Origin of the sequence: Paenibacillus sp. 79R4 (genome assembly GCF_013393165.1) — a bacterium.
Classification (GTDB): Bacteria; Bacillota; Bacilli; order Paenibacillales; family Paenibacillaceae; genus Fontibacillus.
Window position 1 is genome coordinate 81,103 of sequence record NZ_QJOT01000015.1, and the last position, 18,795, is coordinate 99,897.

Here is an 18,795-nt window from a genome sequence, read left to right on the forward strand (position 1 = left end):
TAGAATTATGTTCACTCTGGGAGAGGCGGGTTCAAATGAAGGCTTTTGAGCGGAAAGAAAAAATTATTCAAGAATTACATAGACATAAAAAAGTACTCGTCTCACAGCTGGCTGACAGCTTCAAGGTTACCGAAGAGACAATTCGCCGCGATCTGGAGAAGCTTGAGCAGGAAGGGGTCGTGACCAGAAATTATGGCGGGGCCGTTCTAAACAATCATATCCAGGACGATCTGCCCTATCAGATGAGAAATACGCGAAATATCGAGGAGAAAAGAGCCATCGCCAGCTTACTGCTCTCACTGATTAACGACGAAGATACACTGATGACCGATACAAGCTCCACCGTATTTGAAGCGCTCAAGCTCCTCGAGTCTGAACGCGACAATCTGACGATTATCACAAATTCTGTGATTATCCTGAACGAGTTCAATCAGACAAGCCATACGATTATTTCCACCGGCGGTTCACTTCGGCCCAAGGCAAGCTCGTTGATCGGACCGGTAGCCAGACAGACCATTCAAAATTATAATGTCGATATTGCCCTGTTCAGCTGTAAAGGCATATCCATGATGAGCGGCATCACCGATTCGAATGAGCCGGAGAGCGAATTGAAGCAAGCGATGAGTCAGCAGGCCCGGCAGACCATTCTGCTCATCGATTCAAGTAAATTCGATTTGATCGGCTTCGTCAAAATGCTTGAGTTCAAGCAGATCCGTTATATCATTACCGATCGCAAACCTTCCGACGAGTGGATCTCATTCCTGGAAAATCAAGATATTACATTGCTCTATCCCTGATTTACACTTTTGTACTCTTGGTTTAATACCCATTGCTCATAACTGCAAATATAAAAAAACAGGCCCCTGGCTTAAACAGGCGGCCTGTTATCGTAACATACACTCCTATGAGACAAAGGTTATCGATTTGACCGTGCCACCCTCGAAATCCTTAACGAGGAAGCTGCCGTCTTCCATAATACCGTAGGAGTTCGGATAATTCTCTTTGGGAAGTGCAATCGATCCGGGATTAAGCACAAATATGCCGTCTTTCATATCAGCTACAGGTACGTGAGTATGACCCTGAATGAAAATATCGTTCTCCAATAGCGGCGGCAATTGCTCTATACTGAAGCCGTGCCCATGCGTTACATATATGCGACGTCCCTCATGAAGGATTACCGTATAATCCGCCATCATCGGGAATTCGAGCAGCATTTGATCCACTTCCGAATCGCAGTTCCCGCGCACAGCCACGATATGCCGCTTGTACTGATTCAGCGTCTCTGCGACCTGTGCTGGGTTATATCCTTCAGGCAGCGGATTTCTAGGCCCATGATACATAAAATCGCCGAGCATAACGATCTGGTCAGGCCTCTCCTCCTTCACTTTCTCGATTGCCTTGTTCAGCCAGTACGCTGATCCATGAATGTCGGAAATAAACATCAATTTCATAATCCATCTTCTCCTTATTTAGTAGCGCTCTGTTCAATGTAACATAATCCTTTCATCCGGATCGACCTCATTATGCACAAGAGCCGCCCGCGCTAGCAAATGACGCTGCTGCGCGAACGGCTCTCCAATGAATCCATACCTATCTGTCTAATTAAGCTTAAGCTCTATCCGCCATTGGCTTCTTCCAAATACCGAGCACCAGGGCTGAGATCACCGAACCAATCGCTACTGCAAGCAGGAACAACAGCGCATGATTGGCCAGTGCAGCAACGAAGATTCCGCCGTGTGGAGCCGGGATATTAATCTTCCATAGCTGGGTAAGCCCGCCGGCCACCGCTGAACCGAGGATACAGGAAGTCAGGACACGAAGCGGATCGGCTGCCGCGAACGGAATCGCTCCCTCGGTAATAAAGGACAGCCCCAGCACATAGTTGGTCAAGCCAGACTTCCGTTCGTCTTCTGTGAATTTGTTCTTGAAGAAGGTGCTGGCCAGCGCAATCGCCAGCGGAGGAACCATCCCTCCGGCCATGACAGCCGCCATCATCAGTCCGTTTGTGTTGCCGCTGGATGCGAATACCCCGATAGCAAAGGTATATGCAGCTTTGTTGAATGGACCGCCCATATCTATCGCCATCATCCCGCCGAGTACAAGCCCCAGCAGAACCGCGTTGGCCGTCCCCAGATTATTTAATCCGGATACCAGCCATGTATTAATCGAGCTGAAGACAGGATCGAAGATAAAGTACATAATTGAGCCAGCGATCAGCAGCCCAAATACCGGATAGAGCAAAATTGGCTTAAGCCCTTCCAGCGATTTCGGTAATCCGGCGAACAGCTTGCGCAGCCCAATCACGATATAACCGGCCATGAAACCAGCGGCCAGACCACCAAGGAAACCTGCGTTCGAATTGACCGCCATCAAGCCGCCAACCATCCCTGGCATGAGCGCTGGACGATCCCCGATGCTCATGGCGATAAATCCGGCCAGAATCGGAATCAGGAAGTGGAAGGCCCCATCTCCCCCGATCGTCATTAGCAACTTGTACAGTGGATGATCCGGTCCGCCCACCTGTTCGAACAGGAAGGAGATAGCGATTAGTATCCCGCCGCCTACGACAAACGGCAGCATATGCGAAATACCGTTCATTAAGTCCTTGTAAATTTTGCTGCCAACGCTTTTCTTTTCTTCCCGCTCTGGTTCCTCAGCGGCTTTATTGCCGCCATGGTAGATCGGTGCATCGCCCTGGAGCGCTTTTTGAATCAGCTCCTTAGGTTTGCGGATACCGTCGCTAACGGGTCTTATGAGCACGGGTTTCCCATCAAATCTGGCCATCTCGACGTTTTTATCCGCAGCGACAATTACCCCGCTGGCCCGGCGGATTTCATCCGGAGTTAATACGTTTTTGGCTCCTTCCGAGCCGTTCGTCTCCACCCGGATAGTTACGCCCATCTCCTTGGCCATCTTTATTAGAGCATCCTCAGCCATATACGTGTGGGCGATCCCCGTTGGGCAAGCGGTTACAGCTACAACCAAAGCTTCAGATTCCGCTGTTTCGGAAGAGGTCTCCTGCGCCACCGGATGGGTCTTCTCCCGACCCTCGCTATGCCCGGCTTCCTTGCTTCTGCTTTGCGCCTCTTCGTCGCCCTCAGCCTGCTTGGCGTCAAACAATGCCGTCACTTCATCAGGTGTTCTCGTGTTCATTAATTGGTCGATGAATTCGCTATCAATTAACAGCTTAGACAGCGTAGCCAGCGTGCGAAGATGCATATTGCCCGCCCCTTCCGGAACGGCAATCATAAAGAAGATTGTGGCTGGCTCTCCATCGATAGAATCGAATTCCACTCCTTTGGAGCTTTTGGCAAATACAACAGTCGCTTCGTTAACCACATTTGTCTTCGCATGGGGCATGGCAATTCCCCCACCGATCCCCGTACTCGCTTCTGCTTCACGTTTCAGAATCTTTTCCTTGAACAGCACTGGGTCGGAGATTCGATTATGCTTATACAGGCTTGCGATCAGCTCATCGATTGCCGCATCCTTCGTCTGCGCCTGTAAATCCATGATCATCGTCTCTTTGATCAACAAATCGGTTATTTTCATGGTTAACACCCCTTTAGTTATTCGTTTACCCAACCAGCCTGAATCTATCGGTTATTAATAACGACCTGCGGCAGCAGTTGATTGATTTGATCTCTGGTGGCAAGATCATCCGCAAATGCCGTAGCGCTGCCTGCAGCGACCCCGGTGCGGAATGCTGCGAGCGAATCGCCGGTTTGCACCAGCGTACCTACGAAACCCGCAATCATCGAATCACCGGCTCCCACCGAGTTCTTGACTTGCCCCTTCGGCACCACCGCATGATACACAGCGGACTCGGTGATTAGCAGAGCCCCTTCAGCCGCCATAGAGACGAGGACATTTCTGGCTCCATCCTCCAGCAGCTTGCGTCCGTACACAACGATATCCTCCACGGAATTTAATTCGGTGTCATACAACTCAGCGAGCTCATGGTGATTCGGCTTGACGAGCAGTGGATGATGCTTGAGTGACTGGAGCAGCGCTTCACCAGTCGTATCGATTACAAACTCGGCATCTCTTTGCTTGCTAACCCGAATCAAGCGTTCATAAAAATCCTCACCGAGCGATGGCGGAACACTGCCCGACAGGATCACGATGTCATCCTTTTGCAAGGCGGATAACTTCTGCAGCAGCTGCTCCGCCTCCGCTTCGCTAATGTCCGGCCCGAGGCCGTTAATCTCCGTCTCTTCGCCATGCTTCAGCTTGATATTAATCCGCGTATCGCTTGCTATTGTTACAAAGTCGGTCGACATGCGCTCTTCCTGCAATCTATCGTTCACGTACCGGCCAGTGAATCCTCCAAGGAAGCCAAGCGCCGTGTTCTCGGCACCAAGCTGGTTCAATACGCGTGACACGTTAATTCCCTTGCCCCCCGGAAGCTTCAAATCCCGCTTCATCCGGCTAAGGCCGCCTATGTTAAGCTCGTCAACCTCTACGATGTAGTCCACAGACGGGTTAAGCGTTATTGTATATATCATGATGCTGATCCCTCGATTATTTTTGTTTTATGTGCGATGCCCTTCCGCAGATGGGGAGGTACGCTATCTGTAATCAGGATCGCCTCGTTCAGATCCAGCAGCTTGGCGAAAGTGACCTCGCCGATCTTACTGGAATCTGCTAGAACATAGGTTTGACCCGATAACTGATGAGCCCGCCGCTTGATAAGCGCTTCCTCAGGGTCCGGGGTGGTATATCCCAGCTCCAGATCAACTCCGTTCGTCCCAAGGAAGCATCGGTCGAATCGGAAATTATCCATGTTCTGCAAGGCAATGCTACCGATGACAGCCTTGGTATGAATCTTCATCATTCCGCCAAGCAAATAACTGCGGATTCGTTGGTTAACCAGAGCTTCGACATGGGACAGTCCGTTAGTCACAACCGTCACATTCTCCGCTTCAATATATGAGATCATCGCTAGAGTAGTAGTTCCCGCATCTAAATAAATACATTCATTATCCCGAATTTCGCGAGCGGCAAGGCGAGCGATAACATCCTTTTCTTGAATGTTTTTGGATGTTTTCTCATCCATCCCCGGCTCCTGACTCCTCTGATTCAGCAAGCTGGCTCCGCCGTGAATTCGCTTCAGCAAATGGCGGCTCTCCAGATCGACCAAATCCCGACGGATCGTTGATTCCGAAGCTCCGATAGCTTCAACAAGCTCCTGCAGCTTAACAACACCTTGACTTTGCAAGCGCTCTAATATTAGGTTGTATCGCTCTTCTGTCAACATAGCCATCCCTCCATCTGTTTTTATCATAGCACATAGCGCTCATAAATCAATCATTTTCTTTCACAAACATTCATATTCATCCAAACTCATTTACCCTTTACTCCCCACGACCGAACTATACCCGCCAAGTTGCGTTTCAAAACACAAATATGCTTACTATCCGATCCCCACATTGTAAAGAAACTGATGATCGTTATTTACGCCAAAAGGCGATTCCAAACTCTAACGAAACTGGGCATCGCTATTTACACCAAAAAGGGCGATCCACAATTCTAACGAAACTGGGCATCGCTATTTACACCAAAAAGGGCGATTCACAATTCTAACGAAACTGGGCATCGCTATTTACACCAAAAAGGGCGATTCACAATTCTAACGAAACTGGGCATCGCTATTGTAGCAAATAAGGGGCTAAATAGCGGGTTTTTACCCAAATAGCGTTATGGTGTTTCGTTAGAGTTCGATACCCCTCATTTTTGTGTAAATAACGATATGGTGTTTCGTTAGAGTTTGCGGGAGTTTGCGGGAGTTCCACAGTGAGTTCTATTAGAGTTCCCTCGGGAGTCCCCGCAAAAAGTTTGACCAGAGTTTCGTAAGACTTCCTCGCCCTTTTCCAATAGTCCGATTATCGCTTTTTTCAACAGTTTCGATTATCGCAGGAGCTTACCCGCTCGCCCAAATTGTTATGTTGCCAAAATCCCAGCACTATTACATCTTTTCACGAAGAAGTATAGGAACTGTACACTATATAAAAAAAGAAACCCTCGTCTAAAAGACAGGGTTCCTATAGTTGCGGCAAAGTGAGCGAATCAGAAATCTAACGAAACTGGGAATCGCTATTTGCTCCAAAATGGGCGATTCACAATTCTAACGAAACTGGGCATCGCTATTGTAGCAAATAAGGGGCTAAATAGCGGGTTTTTACCCAAATAGCGTTATGGTGTTTCGTTAGATTTCCATACCCCTTATTTTTGTGTAAATAGCGATACGGTGTTTCATTAGAGTTTGCGGGAGTTTGCAGGAGTTCCCACATGAGTTCTACTAGAGTTCTACTAGAGTTCTACTAGAGCTCTACTAGAGTTCTACTAGAGCTCTAGTAGAGTCCCCACGGGAGTCCCCACAAAAGTTTCACCAGAGTTTCGTAAGACTTTCTTGCCCTTTTTCAACAGTCTGATTATCCTAGGAGTTTACCACACTATTGCCCTTATCAACAGTTCGATTATCGCAGGGGTTTACCCGCTCGCTCAAATCGCTATGTTGGCGAAATTTCAGCTTCCAGGACAATTACAGCGCCAAGCGGACCTCGGCCGCGCATTGCTCCCCCTGTTCTCTTTGTATCTCTTCTTCTTTCTTGCGCAAATATTTACGCCCTCTCCAGCGGAAGTAGGAGAATACCCCGCGGATATACTCATCCGCAATCATGCATGAATAGATAGCGATGATCCCCCAGCCTAACGATACCCCCAGCAGGTAGGAGCAGCCCGTCGCTACCACCCACATGAAGATCAGGGAGATCTTCATCGTATAACGCGTATCCCCTACGGCGTTAAGCGAGTTGCCGAGCGCCATATTGACCATTTTCCCCGGCTGAAGCATAAGGTTCATCCACAGCAATACGGCACAAAGCGCCAATATATCGGTATCCTGTGTGAACAAACCAAGCACATGCCTGCCGAAGACGACGAGAATGAATGCATTCACTGCCACCAGCGGCAACCCAACGGCCAGCACTTTATAGGCAGCCCGGTAGGCTTCTCCCGTCTTCCCGGCCCCATACAAATGAGCGATCTGAATCTGTGCAGCCAGTGCGAGAGAGAAACCAAGCAGGAAGCAGAACGATTCCAGCGTATTCATATAGGTTCTGGCCGCCAGCTCCGTCGAGCCGAGCATTGCCAGGAAGGAGAAGATCGCCAATTGCGAAAATACCCAATTCGCTGAATTGATGCCGAGCGGCCAGCCGATCTGCAGCACTTCCTTGAACAACCTGCGGTCAAAGAGGCGGAAATCGCTGAATTTAATCTTGCGCTCGAACGAGCCTAGAAAGATGACGAACAGGACGACCGTAGCGATCAGGCGGCTGGTCACCGTCGAGATTGCAACCCCGGTAAGCCCCAATTGCGGGAAGCCATATGCGCCAAAAATAAAGCCGTAATTCATCACAATATGAATCACATTCATGCCGACGGCGATGATCATCGGTCCTTTCGTATTTCCCGTATTGCGGATCGCCGTACCCAATACGGCAATAGCAGCGATAAGAATCATGCCCCCGCCAACGATAGGGATGTAGGTATCCGCCAAGGGCAGCAGTTCATCCGGAAGCTGCAGCATTTTGGCAATCGGACGTGAAAAAGCAATTAACAATACGCTTAACGCCAGCCCGATCGCGATGGTTACTTTAAAAGAGATAATCCCGACCGTTCGGGCATCCTCCTGCAGGCGGGAGCCAATCTTCTGAGCAATCACAATCCCCGCCCCGCTGGCTACCGTTGCAAACAACGTCGTAAGCGCATTAAATAGCTGATTGGAGAAACCGACAACGGCTACCGCATTATCAGATATCCGGCTCACCATCAGGGTATCGACGGAGCCGAGCAAAAATTGCAGGAACTGTTCAATAAATATAGGCCAAGCGAGCAGCCAGAGGTTAAATTTATTGCTCTCGTTGGTCTTGGATTTCTTCATTATTACAACCTCCTGAAGAACGGAGACGATGCTACGCTCCTGCTCTTATTAAACTTATTGACATGAATCACATTATAGATGCATTATTAGAAATAATGTATCAAATAATCAACTCAATCTTTCATAATTCAAACCTATATTTAGCGCTCCTGGAGGTGGATATATGTCTCAAATTATCGAAATAACCGCTCCCCCGCTGCCGCAATATATTATTAGCGGATCGACGCATATGTCATATGGCGGCAAACACCTCAGCCGCAAAAATATCGGCGTATTTGATCTGCTTGTCGTCTCCCAAGGCTGCCTCTACGTGGGCGAAGAGAAGCAAAATTACGAAGTCTCCGCAGGCCACGCCCTCATCCTTCGCCCGGATTGCTACCATTTCGGTTTCTCAGGCTGCCAGGAAGAGACGGTTCATCATTGGCTTCATTTCCAGGTATCCGGGAACTGGCGTGTCATCGAGCTGTCGGAATACTGCAAGCAGCATTTGGCTCAGGAAGGCGAAGACGGAGCGTATATGTCGCTGCATCCCTTCACCACAACGCCCTTCACGCTGGCTGTGCCGCAGTTCACCTATCTTCCCCAGCTACAGAAAATGATCGACACCATCGATGAATTAACAGAGATGAACCGGGCATCTCATCATAGCAGTGTACGGCTGAAGCAGCAGGCCTTGTTCCAGGATGTCATCGGTCTGCTCGCCGCGTCTCTGGAGACCGCTGCCCCCTCCCCAGGTTCAGTCTGCGCGGAGAAGGCAGCCGCTTATTTGCGTGAGCATTTCCGTGAACCCTTCTCCGCCAAAAAACTCGGTGAGAGCATTAATTTTCATCCCGTCTATATTGCCAGGTGCATGCAGAAGGTATTCGGATGCTCGCCGGCCGCATATATGCTGCTGATCCGGATCGAGCACTCCAAGCTGCTGCTCGTTCAGACCGATATGCCCATTGAACGGATCGCAGAAGAAGTTGGCTTCAACCATGCGGCCTATTTCACCGCTTGCTTCACCAAGCAGGAGGGCTTGTCCCCGCGCAGGTTCCGCCAACATTTTGCCTGGAACAGGGAATCCTGATTTAGGCCATAGCCGTAGGAGTAATTACCAACGGTATACTTTTTGCTTCTGTCCCGCTTCTCCTCTATAATGCAGATAAAGAACCAATTACACCAACACTGGAGGAAATGCATTGACACAAGTGAAAATTTTCGCGGACAGTATCTCCGATATCCCACAATCCTGGATCGACCAATATGACATCGGGATTGTACCGCTGTATGTAGTGTTTGGCGAGACTGCCTATAAAGACAGACTTGAGATCACTACCAACGACATCTACAAAAGAGTCGAGGCGACTGGAGAATTGCCCCGTACTTCTGCCCCGTCTCCTGCGGATTTCATAGCGGCCTTCTCCCCATGGATCGAGCAACAAAATCAAATTGTGTTCATCAGTATGTCATCCAAGCTCTCATCAACTTACCAGAGCGCTATGATCGCCGCAGCCGAGCTACCGGAAGGCAGTGTACATGTCGTTGATTCACTGAACGTGTCAGGAGGCATCGCCCTGCTGGTGAGGAGGGCTGTCATGGCAGCCAAGGCAGGCATGAAGGCAGAGCAGATCGCCTCCATGCTCCATGAGGAGCGGGATCAGGTAGAAATTGAAGTGCTTGTCGATACGCTCGATTACCTGCATAAAGGAGGCCGTGTCTCCAATCTGCAGCATATGATCGGGAGCCTGCTCAAGATTCGCCCTATTTTGCGGATTAAAGAAGGCGTCGTCATCTCGGCTGATAAATACCGTGGCAAGACGGAAAAAGCCGTCGAACGCATGCTGCATCACCTCACGGAGAACTTCCACAAGATCGACCGCGATCTGATCATCGTGGCGCAGACGCTTGCGGACAAGACTGCGGAATATATCAAGACAGCATTGCTGGAGCGGACAGCTGTCAAAGAGGTCGAGATTATTGAAGGCGGCTGCGCGATTTCCTGTCATTGCGGACCACGCACCGTCGCTATCATGTATAAGAAAAAACAGCTATCCTACTAAATCATATTTTTTGCAGATTACTGCTCATCATAGAACGAAAAAATGGCCATCTTCCAGGCGCAGGGCGCTTGGAAGATGGCCATTTATAATGCTATTTTTTGCCCGGGTCGATATCCTGCGGGCGCAGGCCCTCCCAGATATTCGGAATGTTCACTTGCTCCGGATGCTCAAATACGAGGAATGCGGTTGGCAAATAACGTTCGCCATACTCAGATGAAGGCTTGTTGACAATCTCCCCGCCCTTAGTCACTAGCACGGTCGAAGAGCCGCCATCCAAGTTCGCCGCGAGCACTGCGCCGTGATCCAGCATGATCTGCTGTACATCGTAAAGGCTGGCCCCGATGCTGTAACCAGGCTGACGCCCGTCGATAACGACGAACAGGATTGCCCCGTCCTCGCGCTGCCCCATTGCCGTGCGTGGCGCGATGCCCCAGCCTTCCTTCTGACTCTTGATCTGGCCTTTGCCGTTCACGATAATTCGCGGCTGGAAGGTAACAGCCTCCTGAATCCCCATATCCTTCAGTTCATCCAAAGAATATTTGCCGGCCACCATCTTTCCTTGCTTGTCGATCCCAACAATTTGGGTGGAGGATTTCTTGGAATCCAGTCCGTTATAGTATAGCTTGCCTTGCGAGATAACAACACCGATAGGCTTGAAACCATTTCCTTTCCAGTTCGGATCGGCGAAGCCTCCCCCGTTAATTCCCGCAACAGCGCCAGTCCGTTCGACCATACTGGACACTTTCTCACCCTTGCCCCGTTTGGCCGGAACACCAAGCCTGATCTTCGTCGGATCATTGACGGTCACCACATACCCGCGGTATCCAGTACCCGATACCTCCTCGATCTCCATTAACGGCTTTGGCTTCTCTTCCTCTTTATCCCCTGCCCCTGCAGTCCCTGGCTGCGGCTTGATTGTATGTGTATCCTTCTCTTCTCCCATTTCATCAAATTGCTTCTGGTAGGCGGCTACTCTTCGATCCAGCTCCGCCTGTCCAATGAGATATTTGGCCCAGTGCCGATGCTGGGTTGTAATTAAGGTATCTGCCATCAAATAGAGCATTTTATTGCCGGATGGCGTTAAATATAGCCACACCTCGCCTATCGCAGCCAGCAAGATCAATACCATCAGAAATCTTCCGACCGTATGGAAGAAGCCCTTCTTTTTGCGTTTCCGCTTCTTGGAAGGTTTGCGAGTCGCTGTGGAACTGCCTTTCTTCCCTGCTCCTCCTTGTCTCGTTGTAGAACGGCTAGGCAATGATGATACCGGATCCATAACATTTCCCCTAACTATCCAGATTTGCATACTACTCCAGAGGTCCCTTTTGAACTCTCACTTCTAGTAAACGCTTGGGAGGGGGATAAAGTTTCGTTCTCGCAATAATGCAAGACGCCCCCATCCGTTAAATCAACGGATGAGGGCGAATCCATAATCTATAGTCCATAGTCCACTAATCCAACTGCGCTTCCTGACGAATGCGTTCCAGCAAAGCCTGGCAACCCCTGCCGATTAATTCGTAGACCTCTTCAAAGTTGCCGGTATAATAGGGGTCCGGCACTTCTTTGTTCATTATACCTGGCACGAGATCAAGCAGCTTGACAATTTGTGCATGCTCGCTCTGCGATAACCGTCTCAAATCCTTCTCATTCTGGACATCCATGGCGACAATGTAATCGAATTCCGAGAAGTCCTCGATTGATACTTGTCTTGCTTTCAGGCCTTCATAAGAAATCCCATACTCATCAAGTATCCCTCTTGTGCCATGATGTGGCGGCTTGCCGATATGCCAATTCCCCGTGCCTGCAGAATCAATCAGAAAGCGATCATCCAACCCCTCAGCAGCCACCCTATGACGAAACACAGCCTCCGCCATCGGCGAACGGCATATGTTGCCGAGACATACAAATAGAACTCCTATTCTCTGTTTTTGCTCCACCTCATCCTCACCTCAACCCGATACTACATGATTGAAGTTGCCGTGACAAGCCTCTCCTGGATCTCCCGATTAATCCGGTTGCGCATATCGATAATATACTGCTCCTTTCTAGGATATTCGGAGAAGGTAATCGGTTCAACCGCAGCCTCCTCGATGATGCTCATCACAAATTCCTTAGAGCTCAAGCTCTCCAGAAGGTTCATCGCCCGAAGGTCATACAGCGCCTCGCGGAATACTTTGAGCCGGATGGAAGTGACCGGGCTTCCCTCTGCTCCCGGGTACACCAGAAAGGCATCGCCGGAAGGGAATCCGCAGCCCGCGTCGGTCACTGCATAAGGATTAATCGCGTGAATGGAAAACTGCGTATACCAGAAGTTGTAGCCCCAATGCAAGAAGCCGGCAATATCAAATTTATAGAGCTGGGTAGCGATGATGCGATTGCGGCGGCTTGGCATAGACATGAAGCGATTGCTTACCTTGTTATGCTGGGCGCAGCAATAATAAGTCCACAAATTCGGCACCTTCGCCTCAATAAACGCATCGATATGATCATTTGCCGGAATAGGGGTCTGGATCAAGCCTTTCTCATAAAACTCATAATCGGATAACGCATCGATCACCTTATATCCCCGCAAATGCGGCTCCATGATCTCACAGGCGCGGCGGTAACTGTCCAATTGCTCCAGGTTCGGCTCATCCGATATATGAAAATAACAGCGCTCCTGAATTCCCCATTCCTCCAAAACCGAGGTCAACTGCGGCAAAAGTGAGCTTAGGAATTTACGGTAAGCATCTCCTCCGGCATCGGTATCCCAACCGAATATAGCCCGTTCTTCCCCAGCAATGCTGGCTATAATCTTTGGAGCGGAAACCGCTCCCCACTGCGTAAACAAATGGGACATCTCGAAATATTCCATCCCCGTTCGCAATGCCATATCTATGAACCTTTTTAATCTCTGAAAATCAAATAAATAATTACCTTCAGCATTGACATGAACCTTAACGAGCTGAACGGTAGGGCGTTCGCCCCCGATCTTTGTATCAAGAGGCGGTGTGAACAAAGGAGTCAGAATCATATTCATCCCGTGCTCGGCCGCTGTCCTCATATAGTCTTCTATCAGTGTCCAATGGGACTCGCTCAATTCCTCCACCCCGTAATGCGTGCTTAGACAATCATAATGGAACCAGCCGGTATGAATTAACGTCTGCTTAGGAAGCACCGCATCGATCAACGAGATGGTATGGCTGACCTCAGCCAGCTTTGTTCCATCTTCATGCAGGAAACGAATGATTATAGCCGCGTCCTGTACTGCGGCATCTTCTGCGAACTCCGCTTCCACCCAAATGCTCCGCCACTGTCCCGGCAGCACTTTGATATTGTCGTCCGTCAGCTCCAGCAACGGATCAGGAAATAATCCGGGGTGCTTCGTCAAATAATCCGCATCCGTCTTCGGATAAGCTGGCATTTCGGAAGGTACCACTCCTACCCTGCTCATCTTCACATTGATTCCCGGAGATGGCACTGCCTTAACGTGAAGATATTGTGCCACCTCGGCCTCCTCGGGATCTATGTAGTAAGCGATCTGATACGAATATTTCTCGCCGCGCAATACAGAATCAACCAAGCTACAGGCAGCAAGCGGCTCTTCATGAAGGAACACTTTCTCCAGAGAGGATAGTTTCTTAACCTTGAGGTTCATAGATTCGAACAGCCTCCAGTATGAAGTATTTTCTATCTATCGTTAACCCTAATGGTACTCTCCGATAATCGCAATGTAAACGTTCTATATTGACTTTTCAGGGGCTTCGCCTGCTGCTGCTATGCGAAATAAGGCCTACTCCCCCTTATCGATTAAGAAGGAATAGGCCTTAGTTTAATTTACTGCAATCTCAAGGTTTCTTAAATCTTGTAAGCCTTCATCGCCTTGCGAAGCTCCTTGATGGTTGGGCGCTTGCCGTATAGCAATACGCCTGTGCGATAGATCTTCGCAGACAGCCATCCGAAGACATAGATCGCAATGAGCAGCACCACGATAGAGACGGCGATCTCCCAGGCTTTCGGCGTTCCCATTCCGATACGAACGATCATACTGATCGGAGAGAAGAATGGAATGTAATTACATACCTTCATCAAAAGTGAATTTGGCGCACTCATGCTGAAGCTGCCGATATAAAACGCGGCCAACGACAACATCGTGATCGGCATAACCGCTTGACCCAGCTCCTCTGTGCGGCTTACTAACGAGCCAACCGCAGCGAACAGCGTCGCGTACAAGAAATATCCCAAGATGAAATACACCAGCCCAAGAATAAGTACAGATGGATCCAACTGCGAGAAATCAAGCTCATACCCTTCCAAGGATGCGCGATTGTATGGAAGCGATAGATTCGCAGCTATAACTACGGCAAAGACGAGGATTTGCAGCAGTCCGATCAAGAACATGCCGATAATTTTACCGAACATTTGCACCAGCGGGGACGTGCTTGTAATCAGTAGCTCCATAATCCGCGAGCTCTTCTCGGCAGTTACCTCGGCCGCTATCATATTCCCGGTCATCATAATCGTCATGAAGAAGAGAATAATGAGCGCGTACATTACAACGAAGTTGGCTGGCGAGAAATCGCGCTCCTTGCCGGATTCTTCTCCATTCTGGGCGCCGCCTTGTGTATTTTCCAGCTTGTGTATATTGATCGATACAGGAGCATTCAATTCAGCCACCTGGGCATCCGATAGCGAGCCTTTGGTAATGAATTCAGTCTTCACACTTTGCAGGGCAGCCTGCAATTCGGTCTGTACTCCGCTGCTGATATTATCATTTTTGGAGACATAATTCACTTCCGGGAAGCTCTCTGCTTCTGACTTGTTGAACTGCAGATAACCGGCGATTTTACCCTCCTCCAGATCCTTGTCCAACGATGTGTCAGCCTGCTCATACTTGGTGAACTTCAGGCCTGACGCGGCAAGACGATCATGGTATTTCTCCAAAGAACCAGCCAGTTCGGGGTAGTCCGAATACACGAGCCCCACTGTCACCGGGCCGCTTTCTTTTCCTGTGAATTTATCAATGAAATAAGGAATATGAATACCGATTGTCAACAATATGGCCAGCACCAGTGTTGTGATCAAAAATGATTTTGTTCTCACCTTATTCATAAACGTGAAGCCTATAACTGTACTAAGCTTATTCATGAACCTCACCAACCTCTCTAATAAAGATCTGATTCAATGTTGGCTCTTTTATCTCGAAATGCTCTACTTCGCTCTCATCCATCGCCTTACGCAAAATGGCCTTCGCTACGGCCACGTCGGATATGCGAATCGAATACCCTCGCTCCTTGCGCTCCACCTTCTCGACTCCATCGATCGCTTCCAGTCCGTTTACTTCACCTGTCGTATAGAGAAGGACCTCTTCACGCGGATAGCGCTTCTTAATTTCGCGCAGATTGCCTTGCAGAACTGTATTGGAGCGATCCAAAATCGTAATATTGCGGCATAGTTCTTCAACATGCTCCATCCGGTGTGTAGAGAATAAAATGCTGGTGCCTTCATCGCGCAATTCTTTGACCGTCGCTTTGAGCAGCTCGACATTAACCGGGTCCAAACCGCTAAAGGCTTCGTCCATAATGACGATTTTGGGTTTATGCACAACCGCGGCAATGAAGCCCATCTTCTGCTGATTCCCTTTGGAGAGTTCTTCAATCCGCTTGTTATAATAATCCGGTACATCAAACCGTTCCAGCCAATAACGAAGACTCTTCTCCGCCTCGGATTCCGACATGCCCCGCAGCTTGGCTAAATATTTAATTTGGTCGCTGACTTTCACTTTAGGGTACAGACCGCGTTCTTCCGGCAAATAACCCATGTTGCTCTGCAGCTCTTTATTGAAGGGCTTGCCATGATACATAATGCTGCCTTCATCAGGATAGATTAGTCCAAGCACCATTCGCATCGTTGTTGTCTTTCCCGCTCCGTTCGCGCCGAGCAGACCGTAGATTTCCCCGGCATCCACTTGCAGCGAGATCTCGTTAACCGCGGTCTTCTCGCCAAATTGCTTTACAACCTTCTCCAGCATTAAAGGTTTTACCATCTTTCGTTATCCCTCGCTTCACTTATTCAAAATTTATACATCTATGGCATAACAGGCATTTACACTGACAATTCCTCTGGCTTATGACCTTCGATCCACAACCGCAATATCTCTTCAAGCTCAAGTGTACGTGATTTCACGACCTGTAAATCCGCTGCCGCCAAATACTTTTTCCACTGTTCATTATCCCGAACCGTAATCCGTGTTAAAGACGGACCGTCCGGATTGCATTTGACGACTCCCGGCAGCTTGCCGAGCGCGCCTGCATCCCCTTGTACCCAAAGTTCCTTCCAGGTCCCGTACAGCGAATCCTTCTCTGCTATCCCGAGAATCCGTCCTTCATCGACCAGAATGATATAGTCCGCCAATCGCTTGACCTCATCTACAACATGAGTCGATAACACGATCGTCACCTCCTCATTCTCCATCGATGCCTGCAGTTCATCGATCATATCGCCCCAAGCGAACGGATCAAGTCCTGAAGAGGGCTCATCCAGCAGCAGAAGCTTGGGACGGGCGGCAAGCACAGCCGCGATCTCGAACTTGCGTCTCTCCCCCTTGGACATCCGGTTCAATCGCTCATTACGCGGCACGCGGAACCGTTGCATCAATTCCTCGAATCGCCCCTCATCCCAGCTTGGATACCAGTATGAACGAAATTCCGCTACCGCATCCGCCGTAAGATGACTTTCCTCCGCGATCGAAGTCTCCGGAACATAACCAATCTTCTGTCTTAAGGATAACGGTATTTCGCCGTTGAACGTCTCCCCATACCAGCGGATTGACCCTTGGTCCGGCCTGGTCGTCTGCAGCATCATGTTCATCATCGTGCTCTTGCCGGCTCCATTGGCACCAACCAGTGCAACGATATACCCCTGCGGAATAGTCAGATCGATCGGTCCGATCGGGTGTCTGCGTCTTTTTTTAATTGCTCCTCTAAATTCAATCGCCATGCGCTCTGTCACGCTCCATCCCTCCCGCCATCTTTATGATATTTTTGCTTCAATATGTTTAGAAACAGTTGTTTCAGTTCTTCTTCTCCATATTGCACAGATATTCCAGTATCCACCGCCGTCTCGACAGCTTCCTGAACCACAGATTTCCGATATGCATCCCGTTCCCCGGTCCCTACCCTGGCCACAAAGGTTCCCGTCCCTTGCTTCGTCCTAAGCAGGCCTTCATTCTCTAAATCCTGATATACCCGTCTGATTGTAATGACACTGCAGCTTAGGCTCGCTGCTAATTCGCGAATGGATGGCAGAAGTGTTCCTTCTTCAATTTGCCCGCTTACGATCAATGATTTAAGCTGCGTCTCGATCTGATAATATAAAGGTTCTGCACTTTGCTCATCAATTTGTATCGGAATCCACACCTTTCCCTTCACCTCCGGTCTCTATTTGTCAGCTGCCCATTCATCAGACCAAATCCCGCTTGTTCAGCTTCCGCATAGTTTGAAGACCCATCCCATATGCCCCTAAAGCGCCGACTAAAAGAGTCCCCCACATTAGAGGCGACAGCAGAGCATAACGGGCAGAAACATCCATCGTGTATTTCAACAAATTGCCATGTAGAAGGGTAATAACAACGGAGATCACGACCACGCTGAGCATCAACACGCAGCTCAACCAAAAGTAAGTTTTGCCTTTATTCAGCAATTCCATATAAATATACAGTCCGTTTATAAGCAGTGCATATCCGATCCAGGTCAGAGCAAAGGCAATGTATTGGAACGGACCCAGATTAATGTCTAATCCGCCTAGCCAAAAGATAACGAATATCACTCCGAAGAAAAAGGTTCCGTTAAACAGAAGGGCTGCGATGAGCTGAAGGTAGCGACTCTTTATAATGGTCCTCACAGGGATCGGTAGGGTGTGATAATACCACAGCATTTGAGTGTAGGAATCTTCCCTCAAATAACTGAACGATCTGCGCGAAAAATAAAATCCGATCATCGGGATAAGCACTAGCATCAAGCAATCCGCTAATGAATGAAACGCATCATCGGAATGAACTACGGAATAGAGCATCGTACTGAACATTCCGCCGAAATATAACATGAACAGGACATTCCAGATCAGATAAAATCGATCTGAACATACGTCCTTTTTGAAAATGACCCAAGCATCCTTCCAGCCTTCCAATTTCATCATCCTTTCTCTTCTCTCCCTATGTACTTAAACACTATTCTACTGTGCTTACTGTTTATATCTTTATACACAGTATATACTGTGCTTATTCTGCTCGTCAACCCAGAAAATCCATTTTCAACTTATTGTCCAAGCCAATTGGATGATTAACGCTTGACTTTCACGAACAAATGTTCTAAATTAGGTTGTTATTGGGGGAATAGACATGAGCGAATTGGCCTGTACACCACAGCCACCGTATTATGCAGTAATCTTCACCTCTGAACGGACAGAGGGAGACCACGGTTATGCCGAGATGGCCGGGGAGATGGCTCGGCTCGCCGCCATCCAGCCCGGATTTTTGGGAGTGGAGAGCGCAAGGGAAGGTCTGGGGATTACAGTGTCGTATTGGGAATCTCTTGAAGCTATACAAAATTGGAAACAAAATGAGAGGCATCTCATGGCACAAAGTAAAGGGAAGTCAGAGTGGTATCTCAAATACAAGACGAGAATTTGCAAGGTCGAACGAGATTACAAATATGAGCAATAGAACTCAAAAAGAGGGTGTCCCAAAAGTCATCATAGATGACTGAGGGGGCACCCTCTTACATTTCATCAAACAAAAAGAAACCGCTCTTTGGTAAAATGGAAGTACGA

The 18,795-nt window shown here is 48.9% G+C and carries 17 protein-coding genes; 4 read left to right on the forward strand and 13 right to left on the reverse strand.

Features of this window, described 5'->3' with window-relative positions:
* The first annotated feature begins 35 nt into the window (after positions 1 to 35).
* Positions 36 to 797 carry a DeoR/GlpR family DNA-binding transcription regulator gene (locus tag DMN77_RS19195; RefSeq protein WP_068779612.1) on the forward strand — a complete coding sequence of 254 codons (762 nt, stop codon included), beginning with the start codon at positions 36 to 38 and terminating at the stop codon, positions 795 to 797.
* 105 nt (positions 798 to 902) lie between these two features.
* On the opposite strand, the gene yfcE is transcribed toward DMN77_RS19195, so the two are convergent.
* From yfcE to DMN77_RS19220, 5 genes are all read right to left on the reverse strand, one after another.
* Entirely contained in the window at positions 903 to 1,451 is a 549-nt protein-coding gene (gene yfcE / locus DMN77_RS19200; protein ID WP_068779611.1) for a phosphodiesterase, read from the reverse strand.
* Positions 1,452 to 1,608: 157 nt separating this feature from the next.
* Complete coding sequence (locus DMN77_RS19205; RefSeq protein WP_179016041.1) at positions 1,609 to 3,552, reverse strand: PTS fructose transporter subunit IIABC; 1,944 nt, start codon at positions 3,550 to 3,552, stop codon at positions 1,609 to 1,611.
* Positions 3,553 to 3,596: 44 nt separating this feature from the next.
* Entirely contained in the window at positions 3,597 to 4,508 is a 912-nt protein-coding gene (gene pfkB / locus DMN77_RS19210) for a 1-phosphofructokinase (protein WP_068779609.1), read from the reverse strand.
* Positions 4,505 to 5,260, reverse strand: a complete 756-nt coding sequence (locus DMN77_RS19215; RefSeq protein ID WP_179016042.1) for a DeoR/GlpR family DNA-binding transcription regulator — start codon at positions 5,258 to 5,260, stop codon at positions 4,505 to 4,507. The genes pfkB and DMN77_RS19215 overlap by 4 nt, the downstream gene beginning before the upstream one ends.
* A gap of 1,284 nt (positions 5,261 to 6,544) precedes the next feature.
* The gene (locus tag DMN77_RS19220) at positions 6,545 to 7,945 is read right to left on the reverse strand and encodes an MATE family efflux transporter (RefSeq protein WP_068779607.1); all 1,401 of its coding nucleotides are present in this window, start codon (positions 7,943 to 7,945) and stop codon (positions 6,545 to 6,547) included.
* A gap of 163 nt (positions 7,946 to 8,108) precedes the next feature.
* Here DMN77_RS19220 and DMN77_RS19225 point away from each other — a divergent pair, with 163 nt between their 5' ends.
* Entirely contained in the window at positions 8,109 to 9,014 is a 906-nt protein-coding gene (locus DMN77_RS19225; protein ID WP_068779606.1) for an AraC family transcriptional regulator, read from the forward strand.
* Positions 9,015 to 9,135: 121 nt separating this feature from the next.
* On the forward strand, positions 9,136 to 9,987 hold the full coding sequence (locus DMN77_RS19230) for a DegV family protein (protein WP_372776228.1): 852 nt from the start codon (positions 9,136 to 9,138) through the stop codon (positions 9,985 to 9,987).
* A gap of 91 nt (positions 9,988 to 10,078) precedes the next feature.
* Here DMN77_RS19230 and DMN77_RS19235 read toward each other — a convergent pair whose 3' ends face one another.
* The 8 genes from DMN77_RS19235 to DMN77_RS19270 all read right to left on the reverse strand — a co-directional run bounded on the left by DMN77_RS19235 (position 10,079) and on the right by DMN77_RS19270 (position 18,162).
* Positions 10,079 to 11,116, reverse strand: coding sequence for a phosphodiester glycosidase family protein (locus DMN77_RS19235; protein WP_229520956.1), 1,038 nt, complete (start codon positions 11,114 to 11,116; stop codon positions 10,079 to 10,081).
* Between the two features lie 322 nt (positions 11,117 to 11,438).
* Positions 11,439 to 11,924 (reverse strand): low molecular weight protein-tyrosine-phosphatase, encoded by a 486-nt coding sequence (locus tag DMN77_RS19240; protein WP_267490882.1) that lies wholly within the window; start codon positions 11,922 to 11,924, stop codon positions 11,439 to 11,441.
* A gap of 23 nt (positions 11,925 to 11,947) precedes the next feature.
* Positions 11,948 to 13,624 (reverse strand): DUF4091 domain-containing protein, encoded by a 1,677-nt coding sequence (locus DMN77_RS19245; RefSeq protein ID WP_179016044.1) that lies wholly within the window; start codon positions 13,622 to 13,624, stop codon positions 11,948 to 11,950.
* 200 nt (positions 13,625 to 13,824) lie between these two features.
* Positions 13,825 to 15,114 (reverse strand): ABC transporter permease, encoded by a 1,290-nt coding sequence (locus tag DMN77_RS19250; protein ID WP_179016045.1) that lies wholly within the window; start codon positions 15,112 to 15,114, stop codon positions 13,825 to 13,827.
* On the reverse strand, positions 15,107 to 16,012 hold the full coding sequence (locus DMN77_RS19255; RefSeq protein ID WP_179016046.1) for an ABC transporter ATP-binding protein: 906 nt from the start codon (positions 16,010 to 16,012) through the stop codon (positions 15,107 to 15,109). The genes DMN77_RS19250 and DMN77_RS19255 overlap by 8 nt, the downstream gene beginning before the upstream one ends.
* A 59-nt stretch (positions 16,013 to 16,071) precedes the next feature.
* Positions 16,072 to 16,977: an ATP-binding cassette domain-containing protein gene (locus DMN77_RS19260; RefSeq protein WP_229520943.1), complete on the reverse strand. Its 906-nt coding sequence runs from the start codon at positions 16,975 to 16,977 to the stop codon at positions 16,072 to 16,074.
* Complete coding sequence (locus DMN77_RS19265; RefSeq protein WP_068779600.1) at positions 16,974 to 17,384, reverse strand: GntR family transcriptional regulator; 411 nt, start codon at positions 17,382 to 17,384, stop codon at positions 16,974 to 16,976. The genes DMN77_RS19260 and DMN77_RS19265 overlap by 4 nt, the downstream gene beginning before the upstream one ends.
* Positions 17,385 to 17,427: 43 nt before the next feature.
* Positions 17,428 to 18,162 (reverse strand): ABC-2 transporter permease, encoded by a 735-nt coding sequence (locus tag DMN77_RS19270; protein WP_068779599.1) that lies wholly within the window; start codon positions 18,160 to 18,162, stop codon positions 17,428 to 17,430.
* 202 nt (positions 18,163 to 18,364) lie between these two features.
* Here DMN77_RS19270 and DMN77_RS19275 point away from each other — a divergent pair, with 202 nt between their 5' ends.
* Positions 18,365 to 18,688: an antibiotic biosynthesis monooxygenase family protein gene (locus DMN77_RS19275; protein WP_179016047.1), complete on the forward strand. Its 324-nt coding sequence runs from the start codon at positions 18,365 to 18,367 to the stop codon at positions 18,686 to 18,688.
* Positions 18,689 to 18,795: the final 107 nt, after the last annotated feature.